This window comes from Undibacterium sp. Ren11W (assembly GCF_049340485.1).
In the GTDB taxonomy this organism is placed as follows: domain Bacteria; phylum Pseudomonadota; class Gammaproteobacteria; order Burkholderiales; family Burkholderiaceae_D; genus Undibacterium.
In genome coordinates this window covers 756,363-771,766 of sequence record NZ_JBMPPB010000001.1, presented here as the reverse complement: position 1 = coordinate 771,766, position 15,404 = coordinate 756,363, and the positions used below count along the sequence as shown (strand labels likewise).

General features: G+C 48.3%; 12 protein-coding genes. 4 read left to right on the top strand and 8 right to left on the bottom strand.

Going from position 1 to position 15,404, the window contains the following annotated elements:
• Position 1 precedes the first annotated feature (1 nt).
• Entirely contained in the window at positions 2–268 is a 267-nt protein-coding gene (locus ACO0K8_RS03515; RefSeq protein WP_422945233.1) for a hypothetical protein, read from the top strand.
• Positions 269–378: 110 nt separating this feature from the next.
• Positions 379–957 carry a hypothetical protein gene (locus ACO0K8_RS03510; protein ID WP_422945232.1) on the top strand — a complete coding sequence of 193 codons (579 nt, stop codon included), beginning with the start codon at positions 379–381 and terminating at the stop codon, positions 955–957.
• A 95-nt stretch (positions 958–1,052) separates the two neighbouring features.
• Here the strand turns inward: ACO0K8_RS03510 and ACO0K8_RS03505 are convergent, their stop codons facing one another.
• The 8 genes from ACO0K8_RS03505 to ACO0K8_RS03470 form a co-directional block, all read right to left on the bottom strand.
• Entirely contained in the window at positions 1,053–2,654 is a 1,602-nt protein-coding gene (locus ACO0K8_RS03505) for an ABC-F family ATPase (protein WP_422945231.1), read from the bottom strand.
• A 192-nt stretch (positions 2,655–2,846) separates the two neighbouring features.
• The gene (locus ACO0K8_RS03500) at positions 2,847–4,925 is read right to left on the bottom strand and encodes a 3-hydroxyacyl-CoA dehydrogenase NAD-binding domain-containing protein (protein WP_422945230.1); all 2,079 of its coding nucleotides are present in this window, start codon (positions 4,923–4,925) and stop codon (positions 2,847–2,849) included.
• Positions 4,926–5,275: 350 nt separating this feature from the next.
• A complete protein-coding gene (locus ACO0K8_RS03495; protein WP_422945229.1) occupies positions 5,276–5,989 on the bottom strand; it encodes an ABC transporter ATP-binding protein in 714 nt (237 codons plus the stop codon).
• The gene (locus ACO0K8_RS03490; protein WP_422945228.1) at positions 5,986–6,753 is read right to left on the bottom strand and encodes an ABC transporter ATP-binding protein; all 768 of its coding nucleotides are present in this window, start codon (positions 6,751–6,753) and stop codon (positions 5,986–5,988) included. Before ACO0K8_RS03490 ends, ACO0K8_RS03495 begins: the two co-directional genes overlap by 4 nt.
• The gene (locus tag ACO0K8_RS03485) at positions 6,750–8,042 is read right to left on the bottom strand and encodes a branched-chain amino acid ABC transporter permease (RefSeq protein ID WP_422945227.1); all 1,293 of its coding nucleotides are present in this window, start codon (positions 8,040–8,042) and stop codon (positions 6,750–6,752) included. The genes ACO0K8_RS03490 and ACO0K8_RS03485 overlap by 4 nt, the downstream gene beginning before the upstream one ends.
• Positions 8,039–8,986, bottom strand: a complete 948-nt coding sequence (locus tag ACO0K8_RS03480) for a branched-chain amino acid ABC transporter permease (RefSeq protein WP_422945226.1) — start codon at positions 8,984–8,986, stop codon at positions 8,039–8,041. The genes ACO0K8_RS03485 and ACO0K8_RS03480 overlap by 4 nt, the downstream gene beginning before the upstream one ends.
• A 109-nt stretch (positions 8,987–9,095) precedes the next feature.
• Positions 9,096–10,331 carry a branched-chain amino acid ABC transporter substrate-binding protein gene (locus ACO0K8_RS03475; protein ID WP_422945225.1) on the bottom strand — a complete coding sequence of 412 codons (1,236 nt, stop codon included), beginning with the start codon at positions 10,329–10,331 and terminating at the stop codon, positions 9,096–9,098.
• A 102-nt stretch (positions 10,332–10,433) separates the two neighbouring features.
• Complete coding sequence (locus ACO0K8_RS03470) at positions 10,434–12,086, bottom strand: 3-(methylthio)propionyl-CoA ligase (RefSeq protein ID WP_422945224.1); 1,653 nt, start codon at positions 12,084–12,086, stop codon at positions 10,434–10,436.
• Between the two features lie 485 nt (positions 12,087–12,571).
• Between ACO0K8_RS03470 and prfB the strand changes: the two genes are divergently transcribed.
• A protein-coding gene (gene prfB, locus ACO0K8_RS03465) for a peptide chain release factor 2 (RefSeq protein ID WP_422945223.1) occupies positions 12,572–13,676 on the top strand; the annotation gives its coding sequence in 2 pieces (ribosomal slippage) (positions 12,572–12,652 and positions 12,654–13,676; 1,104 coding nt in all).
• Between the two features lie 85 nt (positions 13,677–13,761).
• Positions 13,762–15,294, top strand: coding sequence for a lysine--tRNA ligase (gene lysS, locus ACO0K8_RS03460; protein ID WP_422945222.1), 1,533 nt, complete (start codon positions 13,762–13,764; stop codon positions 15,292–15,294).
• Positions 15,295–15,404 lie beyond the last annotated feature (110 nt).

Genomic DNA, 15,404 nt, shown 5'->3' with positions numbered 1-15,404 from the left:
TATGCAAACACTAGTGACTAGTTTGATTATTTTACTGGCAGTGGCTTACCTGTCAGCAAAGTGGCTGCCGCAAAATATTAAGCAGCACCTGCACGATGCTCTATCGAAAATCAGCCCGACTTTAGGAGCGCTAGTCTCTTCAAGTAAGAGCGTTCTGGATGCTGGCTGCCATAGCACTTGCTCTAGCTGCAGCGGTTGTGCAGATGCTACGGTAAAGCCAGACTTGGGCAAACAAGTGAAGACTATCCGCTTGATTCGACATCTTTAGATTTAATTTAGTGTATCCTCAGGGCGCTATTTGTGATTGTTAAAAATGTTTAACTTTACTACTGGCTAAAATACATATAACGAGATTAAAGATAAAGGCATGAGCTAGTAATGAGTTCTATCATTTACGATAAAGCAGATAAAGGCAGAGAAGAAATCGCCACAAGAAAATATCAACTTGCACCAAGATTGAGAAGCTTGTTAGTGATGATAGATGGCAAGCAATCGGAAGCCGAATTGCTTAAAAAAGTATTCGGGCTAGGTTTAAATGAGCAAAGCCTGATCGACTTATTGGAGCAAGAGTTCATCGTCATAACATCGACGAATGTGGCTGCGCCAGTTACCCCCGTTGCACCTACTCCGGCGAACCCTACATCGAGCGTCAACGCAGTCATTACGCCCGTCATGCCGAGTACCACGCCAGCAGAAGCGGCGGCGCGCTTTCAGGCGCTATATAACTTTTACAACGAAACCATTAAGAGCACCTTAGGTCTACGCGGATTTACGCTGCAGATGAAAGTGGAACGCGCCGGTAATCTGCAAGATTTTAACGACTTGAGAAATGTGTATATCGAGGCGATTTTAAAAGCAAAAGGCAAGGAAATGGCGCGAAGTTTGCGTGATAGATTGGATCAGTTGCTGTATGCCGACCCGAATGTGGTCGCCGATAAAATTATTGAGGATGATTAGAGGTCTTAGTCGCTCCCAAACATAAAGTGAGATGCCAATAAAAAAGCCAGATCGAATCTGGCTTTTTTTATGTTTGATGCCGTGCTAGCGCCTAATTATTGTATGCCCTGGCTAGACAAATACTCTTCATAGGTGCCGCTGTAATCGATGATCTCATTTTCTTTGATTTCGAGGATGCGGGTCGCCAGTGAGGAGACAAATTCCCTATCGTGCGAGACAAAAATCAGCGTGCCGGCGTATTTTTCCAGCGCGATATTCAAGGATTCTATGGTCTCCATATCCATATGATTGGTAGGCTCATCCATCAGCAACACATTGTGGCGACCCAGCATCAGCTTACCGTACATCATGCGGCCTTTTTCACCACCAGATAGTACTTTGACCGATTTTTTGACATCGTCACCACCAAACAATAAGCGCCCTAAGATAGCGCGCACGGCCTGATCATCGTCGCCTTCTTTGGTCCACTGACCGATCCAGTCAGTGAGGTTTTTATCGGTCGCAAATTCTTCGGTAGGATCTTGAGGCATATAGCCTGGATTGGCATTTTCCGCCCACTTGACGATACCTTTATCTGCGCTCAGATGGCATAGCTCTTCCCCACCTATGCAACGCAATAAGGTAGTTTTACCGACACCATTTGCGCCGATGATGGCGATGCGCTCTCCCGCCTCTACCATCAGGTCAAGTTTACTAAACAGGGTGCGATCGTAGGATTTTGCCAGACCGGTAACTTCAACTGCCAATCTGTGCAATTTCTTTTCGCCATCAAATCGCACAAACGGATTTTGACGGCTAGAAGGCTTAATATCTTCGATTTTGATTTTTTCGATTTGCTTGGCGCGCGAGGTAGCCTGGCGTGCTTTGGATTTATTCGCCGCGAAACGGCGTACAAAATCCTGCAATTCTAAGACCTTATCTTTGGCTTTGGCATTATTAGCCATCTGCTGCGCACGTGCCTGTGACGAGGCCAGCATGTAGTCATCATAATTACCAGGGTAAATACGCAAAGTGCCGTAATCCATATCGGCCATGTGCGTGCAAACCTGATTCAAGAAATGCCTATCATGCGAGATGATAATCATGGTCGAATTGCGCTCGTTTAGAATATCTTCCAACCAACGGATGGTATTGATATCGAGGTTATTCGTCGGTTCATCGAGCAAGAGAATATCCGGATTCGAGAACAAGGCTTGCGCCAACAGTACGCGCAATTTCCAGCCCGGTGCAATCGCACTCATAGGACCTTGATGCTGCTCGATAGGAATACCGGCACCTAGCAATAACTCACCGGCTCTGGCTTCTGCTGTATAACCATCGTATTCGGCGAACTTCGCCTCCAGATCGGCCGCCTTCATGTAATCATCATCGGTCGCTTCTGGGTCGGCGTAAATGGCATCGCGCTCGGCCATGGCAGCCCACATTTCTGTGTGGCCCATCATGATGACATCAAGTACGCGCATTTCTTCGTAGGCAAATTGATCTTGACGCAATTTACCCAAACGCTCGTTTTGATCCAGCATCACGGTACCGGAAGATTGGTCCAGATCGCCACCCAAAATCTTCATGAAAGTGGATTTCCCGCAACCATTGGCACCAATCAAGCCGTAGCGATTGCCTTCGCCAAATTTGGCGGTAATGTTTTCAAAGATTGGCTTTGGGCCAAACTGCATCGTAATATTTGCGGTAGAAAGCACGTAAAAACCTTTTTGCAATGAGAATAATAACTAACCTTAGATTATATCATTGCCAGGACAATACACAGAAAAAGCCCGCTATATTCGAGTCAAATAGCCGCACTGGTCAAAAAAAAAAGGAGGCGCAATCAACATTGCGCCTCCCTTCCACCTTGCTCTTCACCGTCCAATCAAAAAGCCAGCATATTTTCTTTAATTGAATCCTTTGCCTTCTTTGGCTAAATTGCTCGTCAAGGGCGCGACTTTCCAGGCATCGCCGTGACGGCCCTTTGCATATTTATCCATCGCCATGATCACGTTCGGCAAACCCAGAGTATCGGCGTAAAACATAGGACCACCGCGGTGCAGAGGGAATCCATAGCCGCTCAGATACACCATGTCGATATCCGAGGCGCGCATGGCAATCCCCTCTTCCAGAATATGCGCACCTTCATTGACCAGTGAGAATATCAGTCGTTCAGTAATTTCCTGATCCGAAATGTTGCGCCTTGCGATACCCAAATCAGCAGAATGCTGAACGATCATGTCATTGACCACTTGTGATGGGTAAGCTTTGCGGTCACCCGGTTTGTAATCATACCAACCGGCTCCTGACTTCTGTCCGTAGCGTCCCATCTCGCACAATAAATCGGCAGTCTTTGAATACGTCACCAGCGGCTTATCGATATAGCGACGCTTGCGTATCGCCCAACCGATGTCGTTACCAGCCAGATCGCCCATACGGAAAGGCCCCATTGCAAAGCCAAGTTTTTCGACCGCCTTGTCGACTTGTTCTGGCGTGCAGCCCTCTTCCAGCAGAAACCCGGCTTGACGACTGTATTGTTCTATCATGCGGTTGCCGATGAAGCCATCGCAGACACCCGAGACTACGCCGGTTTTTTTAATCTTTTTAGACAAGGCCATCACTGTAGCCAGAACATCTTTTGCAGTTGCTTTGCCGCGCACTATCTCCAATAGTTTCATGACGTTGGCCGGGCTAAAGAAATGCATGCCGATGACGTCTTGTGGACGCTGGGTAAAACTGGCGATGACGTCAACATCCAGCGTTGAAGTATTTGAGGCCATAATCGCACCTGGCTTCATGACTTCATCGAGCTTCTTAAAGACTTGCTGCTTAACGCCCATTTCTTCGAACACCGCCTCTATCACCAGATCAGCCTGTGCGATGTCCTGATAAGACATGGTGCCAGTAATAAGGGCAAGGCGCTGCTCAAACTTCTCCTGGGTCAACTTGCCTTTCTTTAGCGTGTTCTCATAATTTTTACGGATGGTCGCCAAGCCCTTATCGAGCGCGTCTTGTTTCATCTCCAGGATTTGAACCGGAATCCCGGCATTGGCAAAATTCATGGCGATGCCACCGCCCATGGTGCCGGCGCCGATCACCGCTACCGATTTGATAGCGCGCAAGGGTGTATCTTCAGGCACATCGGGGATTTTACCGGCGGCGCGTTCGCCAAAGAAGGCATGCCGCAGAGCTTTCGACTCTGTACTCTGGACTAACTCTAGAAACAGTTCACGCTCAAACTGTATGCCGTCATCAAACTTCATCGTCACGGCCGCCGCTACTGCCTCTACACATTTTAAAGGTGCAGGAAACGGCCCCGCCATAGCAGCGACGGTATTGCGCGAGAACTGCAAGAAAGCTTCGTAATTTGGATAATCTATCTTGATGTCGCGCACTCGTGGCAAAGGACGGGTCGCTGCGACAGTATTGGCAAAATCTAGCGCGCCCTGCATCAAGTCGCCTTCCAGCATTTGATTAAATAAGGCTGTTTGGGCGAGTTTTTCTGATGCCACCGGGGTACCGGAAACGATCATATTGAGTGCCATTTCCAAACCCAGCACCCGCGGCAAACGCTGCGTTCCGCCGGCACCTGGCAAAATCCCCAACTTCACTTCAGGCAAGGCAATCTGCGCACCGGCAGCTGCAACACGATAGTGACAGCCCAATGCCAACTCCAGACCGCCGCCCATACACACACTATGGATCGCCGCGACCACTGGTTTACTGGAATTTTCTATGACGTTGATGACGGTCTGTAGTGATGGTTCGGCAAAGGCTTTGGCAGAATTAAATTCCTTAATATCTGCGCCACCAGAAAAGGCCTTGCCCGCACCAGTGATGATAATTGCGGTGACCGCCTCATCCTTCAAAGCTAGCTGCATCGCATCGACTACCGCGCTACGAGTCTGATGACCGAGGCCATTGACAGGTGGATTATTCAGTGTAATGACGGCGATATTGCCCTTAACTTGATATTCGGCGCTCATGTCTATTCCTAAATGTTGAAGTAAGTACGAGATATTGCTTGATCTAAAGGCGAAAAATAGCGGCTGTTCAGTGTGTCCTTCGCTGTGCTGCTTGATAGCTTATGTGATTGGCCGACACTGAAGAATCTCAACTATAACGCAAAATAGTACGGTCGTATTATTTATTGTTAAAAATATTTTAAATCGTTCACTTTGGGACTGCGTATAAATCGATTTGGCTTAGTTCGCTCGCGCCGATTCTCATATACTCCCCAATTTTCTATCTAAAACACGACTATTGCGCATATTCTACGTGCGCAACTAAAATATACCCAGAGGGAGTATATGGATAATGCCAGAAGCATCTGCACTCACACTTCTAGCCACTCCTTACGGATACGCGCATTGCTGCGTAGCTCATCCGGACTGCCTTCAAACACGATGCAACCATGTCCCATCACATACACGCGCTGCGAAATCTCCAGGGCGATCGCTAGTTTCTGTTCCACCAGCAAAACAGAAATACCACGATGGCGTAATTCCTTCAGATATTCGGCGACCAGATCGACGATCTTGGGCGCCAAGCCTTCGGTCGGCTCATCGATCATCACCAGATCCGGATCGCCCATCAGGGTGCGGCATAGGGTCAGCATTTGTTGTTCACCGCCGGACAGCACACCAGCCGCAGTGTTCTGACGTTCTTTTAAGCGCGGGAACATCTGATACATATCATCGAGTGACCAGCGTGGTTTGCCGGCAGCTTGCTTGCTCGACTTTTGGCCCAGCAGCATATTTTGCTCAACACTGAGACTAGGGAAAATATCGCGATTTTCCGGCACATAACCCAGGCCTTTATGCGCAATCTGAAACGATTTTAGTCCTATGAGTTGTTCGCCTTTAAAGAGTATCGAGCCTTGTGCGTCGACTTGCCCCATCGCTGCCTTGATCGTGGTCGAGCGCCCTACACCATTGCGCCCGAGTAAGCTGACAATCTCGCCTTGATCAACGCGTAAATCGACCCCGTGCAAGACATGACTCTTGCCATAGTAAGCGTGTAATTTCTCAATCTCAAATAAGGCACTCATGCCGCCACCTCGACTGGTGCGTGCCCGCCTAAATAGGCATCTTTTACTTTCTGATTATTACGGATATTGATAGGCGTATCGCAGGCAATCACTTCGCCATACACTACCACGGCGATTTTATCAGCCAAGCCGAAGACCACGCTCATATCATGCTCCACCATCAATAAGGTTTTGCCGACGGTCACCTTGCGGATTAACTCGACCGCCGCATCCGACTCTGAACGACTCATCCCTGCGGTCGGCTCATCGAGCAAAATCACGTCGGCACCACCAGCGATGGTGACGCCGATTTCGAGCGCGCGCTGCTCGGCATAGGTGAGTAAGCCAGCGACTATATCGCGTCTACTCTTAAGGCCAATCTGTTCGATCACGGCCTCAGCCCGTTCATGCGCATCCTTTAAGCCATTCAGACGTTGCCAGAACGAATATTTGTAGCCTAGCGACCACAACACCGCGCAACGCAGATTTTCATACACAGACAAGCGGTGGAAAATATTTGTAATCTGAAAGCTACGTGACAGACCACGCCGATTTATCTCAAACGGACGCAATCTCGAAATATCTTCGCCGTTTAAAAGGATAGCCCCGGAACTAATCGGAAAGCGCCCGGAGATCAGATTAAACAGCGTCGACTTGCCCGCGCCATTGGGCCCTATGATGGCAAATCTCTCGCCTTTTGGCACTTGCAGATTCGAACCGCGAATGATCTCGGAGTGGCCAAAACTTTTTCTGACGTCGATTAGTTCCAAAGAAAACACAGTCATACTTGAGACCTCCGCATTTGTTCTTGAATTTCGGCATTTACTTCGCCCCAGTGCTGAACAAAGCCGGAACGTGAGCGCAAGAACGCGAGAATGCCCACCAGCAGTAGCGCTAACGCCGCAATCCACGCGCCGGGTTTGGCTGGGTCAAATGCAAATCCAAATAGCAGCAAGTCAGTCGCAGACCCGCCTTCCAGCGAGCGCTGATACAGCATCTCTATTGCGAGCACCGCACCAGTGGCCGCCAGTAAGCAAGCGAGTAGTATCCTCCATAGTGACGGCCAAATTTTTTGATACAAGCCAAACTTAAACACCCGCAAATTCATCATGAGAATACTGGCAATGCCGCCGGGAGCGTACATGACGATTAAGATAAAGAAGATGCCCAGATACAGCTGCCAGGCTTTGGTGAGATCGGACAAAATGACGGTCAGTAATACGCCCAATACCGCGCCTATCATCGGGCCGAAAAAATAGCCTATGCCGCCGATGAAGGTAAATAATAAAACCCCGCCAGACCGTATCGCACTGACATTCTCGGCGCTGACAATTTCAAAATTAATCGCAGATAAAGCGCCCGCTATGCCAGCAAAAAATGCCGATAAAATCAAAGTAAGGTAACGCACCCACTGGGTGTTGTAGCCTATGAACTCTACCCGCTCCGGATTATCTCTGACCGCGTTTGTCAGACGACCTAAGGGAGTTTGAGTAAATGCATACATAGCAACGGCGCTGACGAACAACCACGTCGCGATCAGGTAATACACCTCGATCTGCGGCCCAAAGCTTATCCCTAGTATTGGCTTACCAATCACGCGATTAGTGGAAATTCCGCCTTCACCTCCGAAAAACCCGGGAAACATCAAAGAGGATGCGAACACCAGCTCGACCATTCCTAAAGTGATCATGGAGAATGTCGTGCCGGATTTTTTGGTCGTGACGTAGCCAAAAAGCACCCCGAAAAACATTCCCGCGCAGCCACCGACCAAAGGCACCAGACTGATAGGAATAGACAAGCTTCCGGCACTCACCAGATTCATGGTGTGTATGCCGATAAACGCACCCAAGCCAGAATACACCGCATGACCGAACGAGAGCATACCGCCCTGCCCTAATAGCATGTTGAACGACAAGGCAAAAATCATCAGCGTTCCCATTTGCGAGAGTAGGGACAGCGATGCACCGCTACTAAACAGCAAGGGCGCTAGTAACAAAAGTAAGGCAAAGCTGGACCAAATGATCCAGCGACCCAGATTAATTGGCGTGTACGAGAGCGGCGTAGTCATCATCATCCTTCGCGAGTACCCAATAAACCTCTAGGGCGGAAAATAAGTATTAGCACCAGCAGCAAATACGGCAGGATAGGCGCAACTTGAGAAACACTCAGGCTTAGTAGCGCATAAGCAGGCGTACTCATCGTCACTTTGATGCCCGCAATTGCCAAAACCGACATCAGAGAATAATCTATGGCGACAGCAAAAGTCTGCGCTACACCTATCAGTATCGATGCGATAAAGGCCCCCGCCAAGGAACCCATTCCGCCCACCACGACCACCACAAAAATAATACTGCCCAGCGTGGCGGCCATGCCGGGTTCGGTAATGAAGGCATTGCCACCCACCACTCCAGCCAAGCCTGCGAGCGCGCAACCACCACCAAACACCAGCATGAAGACTCTAGGCACATTGTGCCCTAAGGCCTCGACCATCTCGGGATGCGTCAGCGCCGCTTGTATCACCAGACCGATGCGGGTGCGGGTCAGTAGCAGATAAATGGATAGCAGCATGAGTAGTGCCACCAGCATCATGAAACCACGATAAATCGGGAAAGTAGTCGTATATAAAGTAAATAGAGGGCCATCGAGCATGGCAGGAATCGCATACGGCACGGTGGATCTACCCCATATCAATTGCACCAGCTCGACGATTACGTACGATAGACCAAAGGTGAACAGTAGTTCTGGAATATGTCCATGCTTGTGCACTGAGCGTAAGCCAAAGCGCTCCACTAGCGCACCTAATAAGCCAACCAGCAAAGGAGCCAGAAAAAAGGCGGGCCAGAATCCCAGTCTGCTGCTAATGGTGTAGGCAAAATACGCGCCCAGCATGTAGAAACTGGCGTGCGCAAAATTAAGCACGCCCATCATGCTGAATATTAAGGTCAAGCCGGACGACAGCATGAACAGTAGCAAGCCGTAACTCACGCCATTGAGCAAAGTGATCAGGGTAAATTCCAATTGAACTCCTTTAAAGTTTGTCGGCGTATGCGCGCTAGCTATTGCTAGATTTGTCGCGAAAAAAAGAGAGTGCTGGCTGCAGCACTCTCTTTCTTGATGACAGTAGCGATTAACCTGGACGTTTCATTTGGCAAGACGAGGGTTGAGAGGCGACAAAGGCTTCTATCTTTTGATTGGTTTGCCAGCCCATACCGGTATTTTCTTGATCGAATTTAACATCTTTGCCATTGGTCTTGACCCAGGTGGAGATGTAGAGCGGCTGCTGAATCTGATGATCGCTTTTGCGCAATACATCGTCACCATTCAGACTCTTCACCGTCATCCCCTCCATCGCCATTGCGACTTTTAATGGTTCGATAGATTTAGACTCTTTAACGGCCTTGGCGAGACTGGCCACTACGGTATACGTCGCCATAGAATAATAGTCATCTTTGTACTTAGCTTTAAACCCCTCAACTATCTCTTTGCCGGAAAAACTCTCGTTATTTGGATGCCAGTAACTTACTTGTTTTACTCTATCCACACCGGCTGCTCCCATCGCAGTTGGTACGCCGGTAGTGCCCGCATAATAAGTATAAAAATTTGCCTTTAAGTCAGCATCCTTGGCGGACTTAATTAATAAGGCGAGATCGGCACCCCAATTTCCGGTAATGACGGTATCGGCACCGGATGCCTTGATTTTTGCCACATAAGGGGAAAAATCCTTGACCTGACCGATAGGATGCAAATCATCCCCAACAATCTGAATGTCGGGGCGCTTACGTCCCAAATACTCTTTTGCAGCGCGCGTTACCTGATGCCCGAAAGAATAGTTTTGACCAATAATGTAAACTTTCTTGATCGCCAGGTCTTTCGCCATGAAGCTGGTTAAAGCCTCCATCTTCATGTCTGAGTTGGAATCGAAGCGAAAATGCCAGAAGCTGCATTTGCTATTGGTCATATCAGGATCAACGGCAGCATGATTTAAGTAAAGAATTTCTTTACCGGGGTTGCGCTCATTGTGTTTGTTTACTGCATCGAGCAATGCCAGGCCTACGCCGGAGCCGTTACCCTGGCTGATATAGCGGAAGCCCTTATCAATAATAGTTTTCAAGACTGTCAGTGATTCCTGAGGGCTGCCTTTATTATCAAATCCCACCACTTCGATTTTGTGGCCGCCAGCCCAGGATTCAGCATTCGCTTTTTCTGCCACGTATTGAAACGAATTGAGGATATTTTGCCCAACCGGAGCGAACGGCCCGGACAGAGGATCAATATAGGCAATTTTGATGGTGTCGGACATGGCCGCCGGGCCGACTGAGATCAATGCAAGTGCTACAACGGACACGCGTAATTGAAATTTCATTGGTCTATCTCCTATATTTTTATCGGAATAACGACGAACTCAAAACCATGACTGCTTTACTTAACTCTTGCTCACCAGCGGGCACCAACAAACACCTTACTATTACGCCGTCGGGAGCTTGTGATCCTTAAATTGTTCCCTCAGTTTATTTTTTTGTATTTTTCCGGTTGCGCCCAGCGGCAGGGCATCGATAAAGACCACATCATCCGGCGTCCACCATTTGGCGATTTTGCCTTCATAAAACTGTAACAAAGCGGCCTTATCAATCTCGGCATCGGGCTTTTTAACGACGACCAATAATGGACGCTCGTCCCATTTTGGATGGAATACGCTGATGCAGGCTGCTTGTAAAACGCCGGGGTAAGACATCGCGACATTTTCCAGATCAATGGTGCCTATCCATTCACCGCCCGATTTGATGACATCTTTACTTCTATCGGTGATTTGCATATAGCCATCTGCATCAATGGTCGCAACGTCTCCGGTGGGAAACCAGCCGTCTTCCAGGATACTGCCGCCTTCTTGTTTAAAGTAACTATGAATAACCCACTCGCCTTTTACCAATAAATTGCCATACGTAATACCGTCCCAAGGCAACTCTGCACCGGCATCATCAACTATCTTCATGTCCACGCCATATACCGCATGACCTTGCTTGAGTAACACAGCTTCTTGCTGGGCATCAGTCAAAACCATATGTTTGGCCTGTAATGTGCCCGTTGTACCTAGCGGCGACATCTCGGTCATGCCCCAGGCATGTATCACTTCTACCCCATAAGTATGTCTGAGCGTTTTCATCATCGATGGCGGACAAGCAGAGCCTCCTATGACGGTGCGCTTGAAGCTGGAGAATCTGAGATTGTTTTGTGCTACATAGTTAAGTAAGCCCAACCAAATGGTAGGAACTCCGGCTGAAAAAGTAACTTGTTCTTGTTCGAATAATTCATACAAGGATTTCCCATCCATATGCGGACCAGGGAACACCAATTTCGCCCCGCTCAATGGCGCAGAATACGGTAAGCCCCAAGCATTGACATGAAACATCGGCACCACCGGCAACACCGAATCACGCGCCGAAACATTCAGAGCATCTGGCATAGCCGAAGCATACGAATGCAAGACCGTAGATCGGTGCGAATACAAGGCCCCCTTAGGATTGCCCGTCGTACCCGAGGTGTAGCAGAGGCTAGACGCAGAATTTTCGTCAAACAAGGGCCAAACGAACTGTTCCGAGTTGGCGGCTATCAGATCTTCGTAACACAATAGATTTGGAACGCTACCATCGGTAGGCAATCTCTCTCTATCGCACATCATCACAAATCCCTTAACAGTAGGACAATGCTTGGCAATCGCCACAATAATAGGCAAAAAAGTGATGTCAAATAGCAGATATTGGTCTTCGGCATGATTGACGATGTAGGCAATCTGCTCCGGATGCAAGCGTGGATTAATGGTGTGCAGTACTGCACCTGAACCAGAGACTGCGTAATAGGCTTCCATATGGCGGTAGCCATTCCATGCCAAAGTAGCGACCCTATCCCCTAGTACGACACCGAGCTGCTGCAAAGCATTTGCCAATTTTTTGGCTCTGCTATGACAGTCGTGATAAGTGTAGCGGTGAATATCTCCCTCCACCCTTCTGGAAACGATCTCATTACCACCGAAATGTCTATCTGCATGTTCGATAATGCTGGAAATGAGCAAGGGTTTGCTCATCATTTGTCCCATTAAAGGGCTTTTTGGGTAGACAGTCATTCATTATCCTAAAGATTGATTTTCTAACTTTAAACGAGGTTTTAGAGCTTTATCCCTAATATTGTTCATTTTTTAGATTTTGGAACGACCGTTCTAATTCGTCAATCGCTAATTTTCTGCTGCGCGACAGCAAAAAAATCTTAATAATAAATACAAATTTTACTTTAACCATAGCCGCAACATCGACGAAGAAGCGTTTCGTGCGCTGCAATATTTACTCAAAAAAATAAGACGCAAAAGCATCCAAAATGCAGCGGGAAAAGTCCAAAATGTTTTATTAGCGACACAAAAACAACAGAAATTTATTTTTTACTATTTTTGAGAGAGACCTCACTCTAATTATGCAATTTACATCTCTTGTTTTGCGCTGAACAGTAAAATTTTCTTATTCGCAAAAATCAGGGATTTTGCCTCTCACTTAGAGAGCCTTAGCAAGTCATCATGTATAATCAAAGGTTCGATTTAATTAGACTGCAGAGAAAAATATGGAAGCCGAACGCCTCAATAGCCTGTCCAACCTGCTCGCTGACCTGACGGTACGCGAAGCCGAACTTCGGAGGTATCTTTGACTTCGATGTCAAGTCAGAGAAACTAGAACAAGTCAACGCCGAATTAGAAGATCCTAAAGTTTGGGAAGAGCCTAAGCGCGCCCAAGAATTAGGTAAAGAAAAAAAATCCCTGGAAGCGATCGTCAATACTCTAACGAAAATCGACACTGACCTGAAAGACGCCAACGATTTGTTTTCCATGGCGCGTGAAGAGGCGGATGAAGAAACTTTAGAGGCGGTAGAAGTCGATGCTGAGACTTTGAAGGGTTTGGTCGAAGGCATGGAATTTCGCCGGATGTTCAATAATCCTATGGATCCGAACAACTGCTTCATCGATATTCAAGCTGGCGCTGGTGGTACAGAAGCGCAAGACTGGGCCTCTATGCTGCTGCGTCAATACCTGCGCTATTGTGAACGCAAGGGATTTAAAGTCGAAATCATGGAGCAATCCGATGGCGAGGTGGCTGGTATCAAGACCGCTACGCTCAAAGTGGAAGGCGATTACGCTTACGGCTTCCTGCGCACTGAAACCGGCGTGCATAGACTGGTTCGTAAGTCGCCGTTTGATTCTGCCAATGGACGCCATACCTCGTTTTCCAGTTTATTTGTTTATCCTGAAGTCGATGAGTCGTTTGAAATTGATATTAATCCAGCGGATGTGCGGGTTGATACCTATCGCGCGTCTGGCGCCGGTGGTCAGCATATTAATAAGACCGACTCTGCTGTGCGTTTAACCCATGGCCCCTCTGGCATAGTCGTACAGTGTCAGAATGACCGTAGTCAGCATCGTAACCGCGCGGAAGCCTGGGAAATGCTGAAGGCAAAGTTATTCGAACTGGAATTGCGCAAGCGCATGAGCGAAAAACAAAATCTGGAAGACACCAAGACCGACGTAGGCTGGGGTCACCAAATTCGCTCCTACGTATTGGACCAATCCCGCATCAAGGATCTGCGTACCAACTTTGAGATGGGCAATACCAAGGCCGTGCTGGATGGCGATCTTGACGATTTTATTGCTGCCTCATTGAAACAAGGCGTGTAATTTTACAAGTACACGGAGAGCGCCAAATGCGCTCTCCTCTGCAATCACGGTGCGCATCTTTGCACCCACAATAAAGAGCAATCTTATGTCAGAACATACTATCGCAGCCTCAGAGTTGCCCCAAGACGAAAATTCCATCATCGCCGAGCGTCGCGCAAAATTGGCCGCGATACGTGCAAAAGGGATCGCGTTTCCGAACGATTTTCGCCCCCAGCATAAAGCAGCGACATTGCAGGAGCAGTACGGTTCGCATACGCGTGAAGAATTAGAGGCGCTGAACGTAGAGGTAACGATCGCAGGTCGCATGATGCTAAAGCGTGAGGCCGGTAAGAAAGCTGCATTCGCCACTTTACAAGATGCCTCAGGCTTGAAGGCAGATGGCCGTATTCAGCTCTACATCACCAGCGATAAAACTGGCGAAGCGGAAATGGAAGCCTTCCGCCACTACGATTTGGGCGACATTCTCGGTATCGTCGGCGTACTGTTCAAAACCAAGACCGATGAATTGACTGTTAAGGTAAGCACACTGCGCTTGCTGACTAAATCTTTGCGTCCTTTGCCAGATAAGTTTCATGGTTTATCGAATCAAGAGACTAAATATCGCCAGCGTTATGTCGATCTGATCATGAGCGAAGAGACGCGTCGCACCTTCAAGGCGCGTACTGCGGCGATGAACTCGATACGCAGCTTCATGAATAGCCATGATTTCATGGAAGTAGAAACACCAATGCTACACGTAATACCGGGCGGTGCAGCAGCTAAGCCTTTCATCACGCACCACAATGCGCTGGATATGGAAATGTATCTGCGTATCGCGCCTGAGCTGTATTTAAAGCGTCTGGTGGTGGGTGGTTTTGACCGTGTATTTGAAGTCAATCGCAACTTCCGCAACGAAGGCGTGTCACCACGTCACAATCCTGAATTCACTATGATGGAATTCTACGCGGCTTATGTGGATTACAAATGGCTCATGGATTTCACTGAAGAAGTGATACGTAAGGCAGCCGTCGATGCGCACGGCACGGCAGTACTGACTTATCAAGGTAAGGAACTTGATCTCTCCAAACCATTCCAACGTTTAACTATCGTGGGTGCCATCAATAAATATGCGCCTGGCTATAGCAACGAACAATTGCACGATGCCGAGTTCATCAAAGCGGAATTGAAAAAATTTGGTGTCAAGCCGTTTGCCACTGCCGGTTTAGGCGCATTGCAACTAGCCTTGTTTGAAGAGACGGCAGAGGCGCAATTGTGGGAGCCAACTTACATCATTGACTATCCGGTCGAAGTATCTCCATTGGCACGCGCGTCCGATACCGTCGCTGGCATTACGGAACGCTTCGAATTGTTTATGACGGGGCGTGAAATCGCGAATGGTTTCTCTGAGTTGAACGACGCTGAGGATCAGGCGGCCCGTTTCCAGGCGCAGGTTGCAGCCAAAGACGCAGGCGATGAAGAAGCCATGTTTTACGATGCCGACTACATCCGTGCGCTGGAATACGGCCTGCCTCCAACTGGTGGTTGCGGTATAGGGATAGATCGCTTGATGATGCTGATCACCGATTCGCCAAATATCCGTGACGTGATCTTGTTCCCGCATTTGCGTCGCGAAGACTAAGCTATTATTTAGTTTACCAGGCCATCATCCGACAAAGGCATTGAGAATTTTCTTAATGCCTTTGTTGTTTGCGCTGAGCTATTATTTTGATAAAAATTCCCTCTGCCTAT

Excerpts from the sequence above, each read along its gene's own strand:
- ACO0K8_RS03515 (WP_422945233.1), top strand. The coding sequence starts at position 2 with ATGCAAACACTAGTGACTAGTTTGATTATTTTACTGGCAGTGGCTTAC.
- ACO0K8_RS03510 (WP_422945232.1), top strand. The coding sequence starts at position 379 with ATGAGTTCTATCATTTACGATAAAGCAGATAAAGGCAGAGAAGAAATC.
- ACO0K8_RS03500 (WP_422945230.1), bottom strand. The coding sequence starts at position 4,925 with ATGAGCGCCGAATATCAAGTTAAGGGCAATATCGCCGTCATTACACTG.
- ACO0K8_RS03495 (WP_422945229.1), bottom strand. The coding sequence starts at position 5,989 with ATGAGTGCCTTATTTGAGATTGAGAAATTACACGCTTACTATGGCAAG.
- ACO0K8_RS03490 (WP_422945228.1), bottom strand. The coding sequence starts at position 6,753 with ATGACTGTGTTTTCTTTGGAACTAATCGACGTCAGAAAAAGTTTTGGC.
- ACO0K8_RS03485 (WP_422945227.1), bottom strand. The coding sequence starts at position 8,042 with ATGATGATGACTACGCCGCTCTCGTACACGCCAATTAATCTGGGTCGC.
- ACO0K8_RS03475 (WP_422945225.1), bottom strand. The coding sequence starts at position 10,331 with ATGAAATTTCAATTACGCGTGTCCGTTGTAGCACTTGCATTGATCTCA.
- ACO0K8_RS03470 (WP_422945224.1), bottom strand. The coding sequence starts at position 12,086 with ATGACTGTCTACCCAAAAAGCCCTTTAATGGGACAAATGATGAGCAAA.
- lysS (WP_422945222.1), top strand. The coding sequence starts at position 13,762 with ATGTCAGAACATACTATCGCAGCCTCAGAGTTGCCCCAAGACGAAAAT.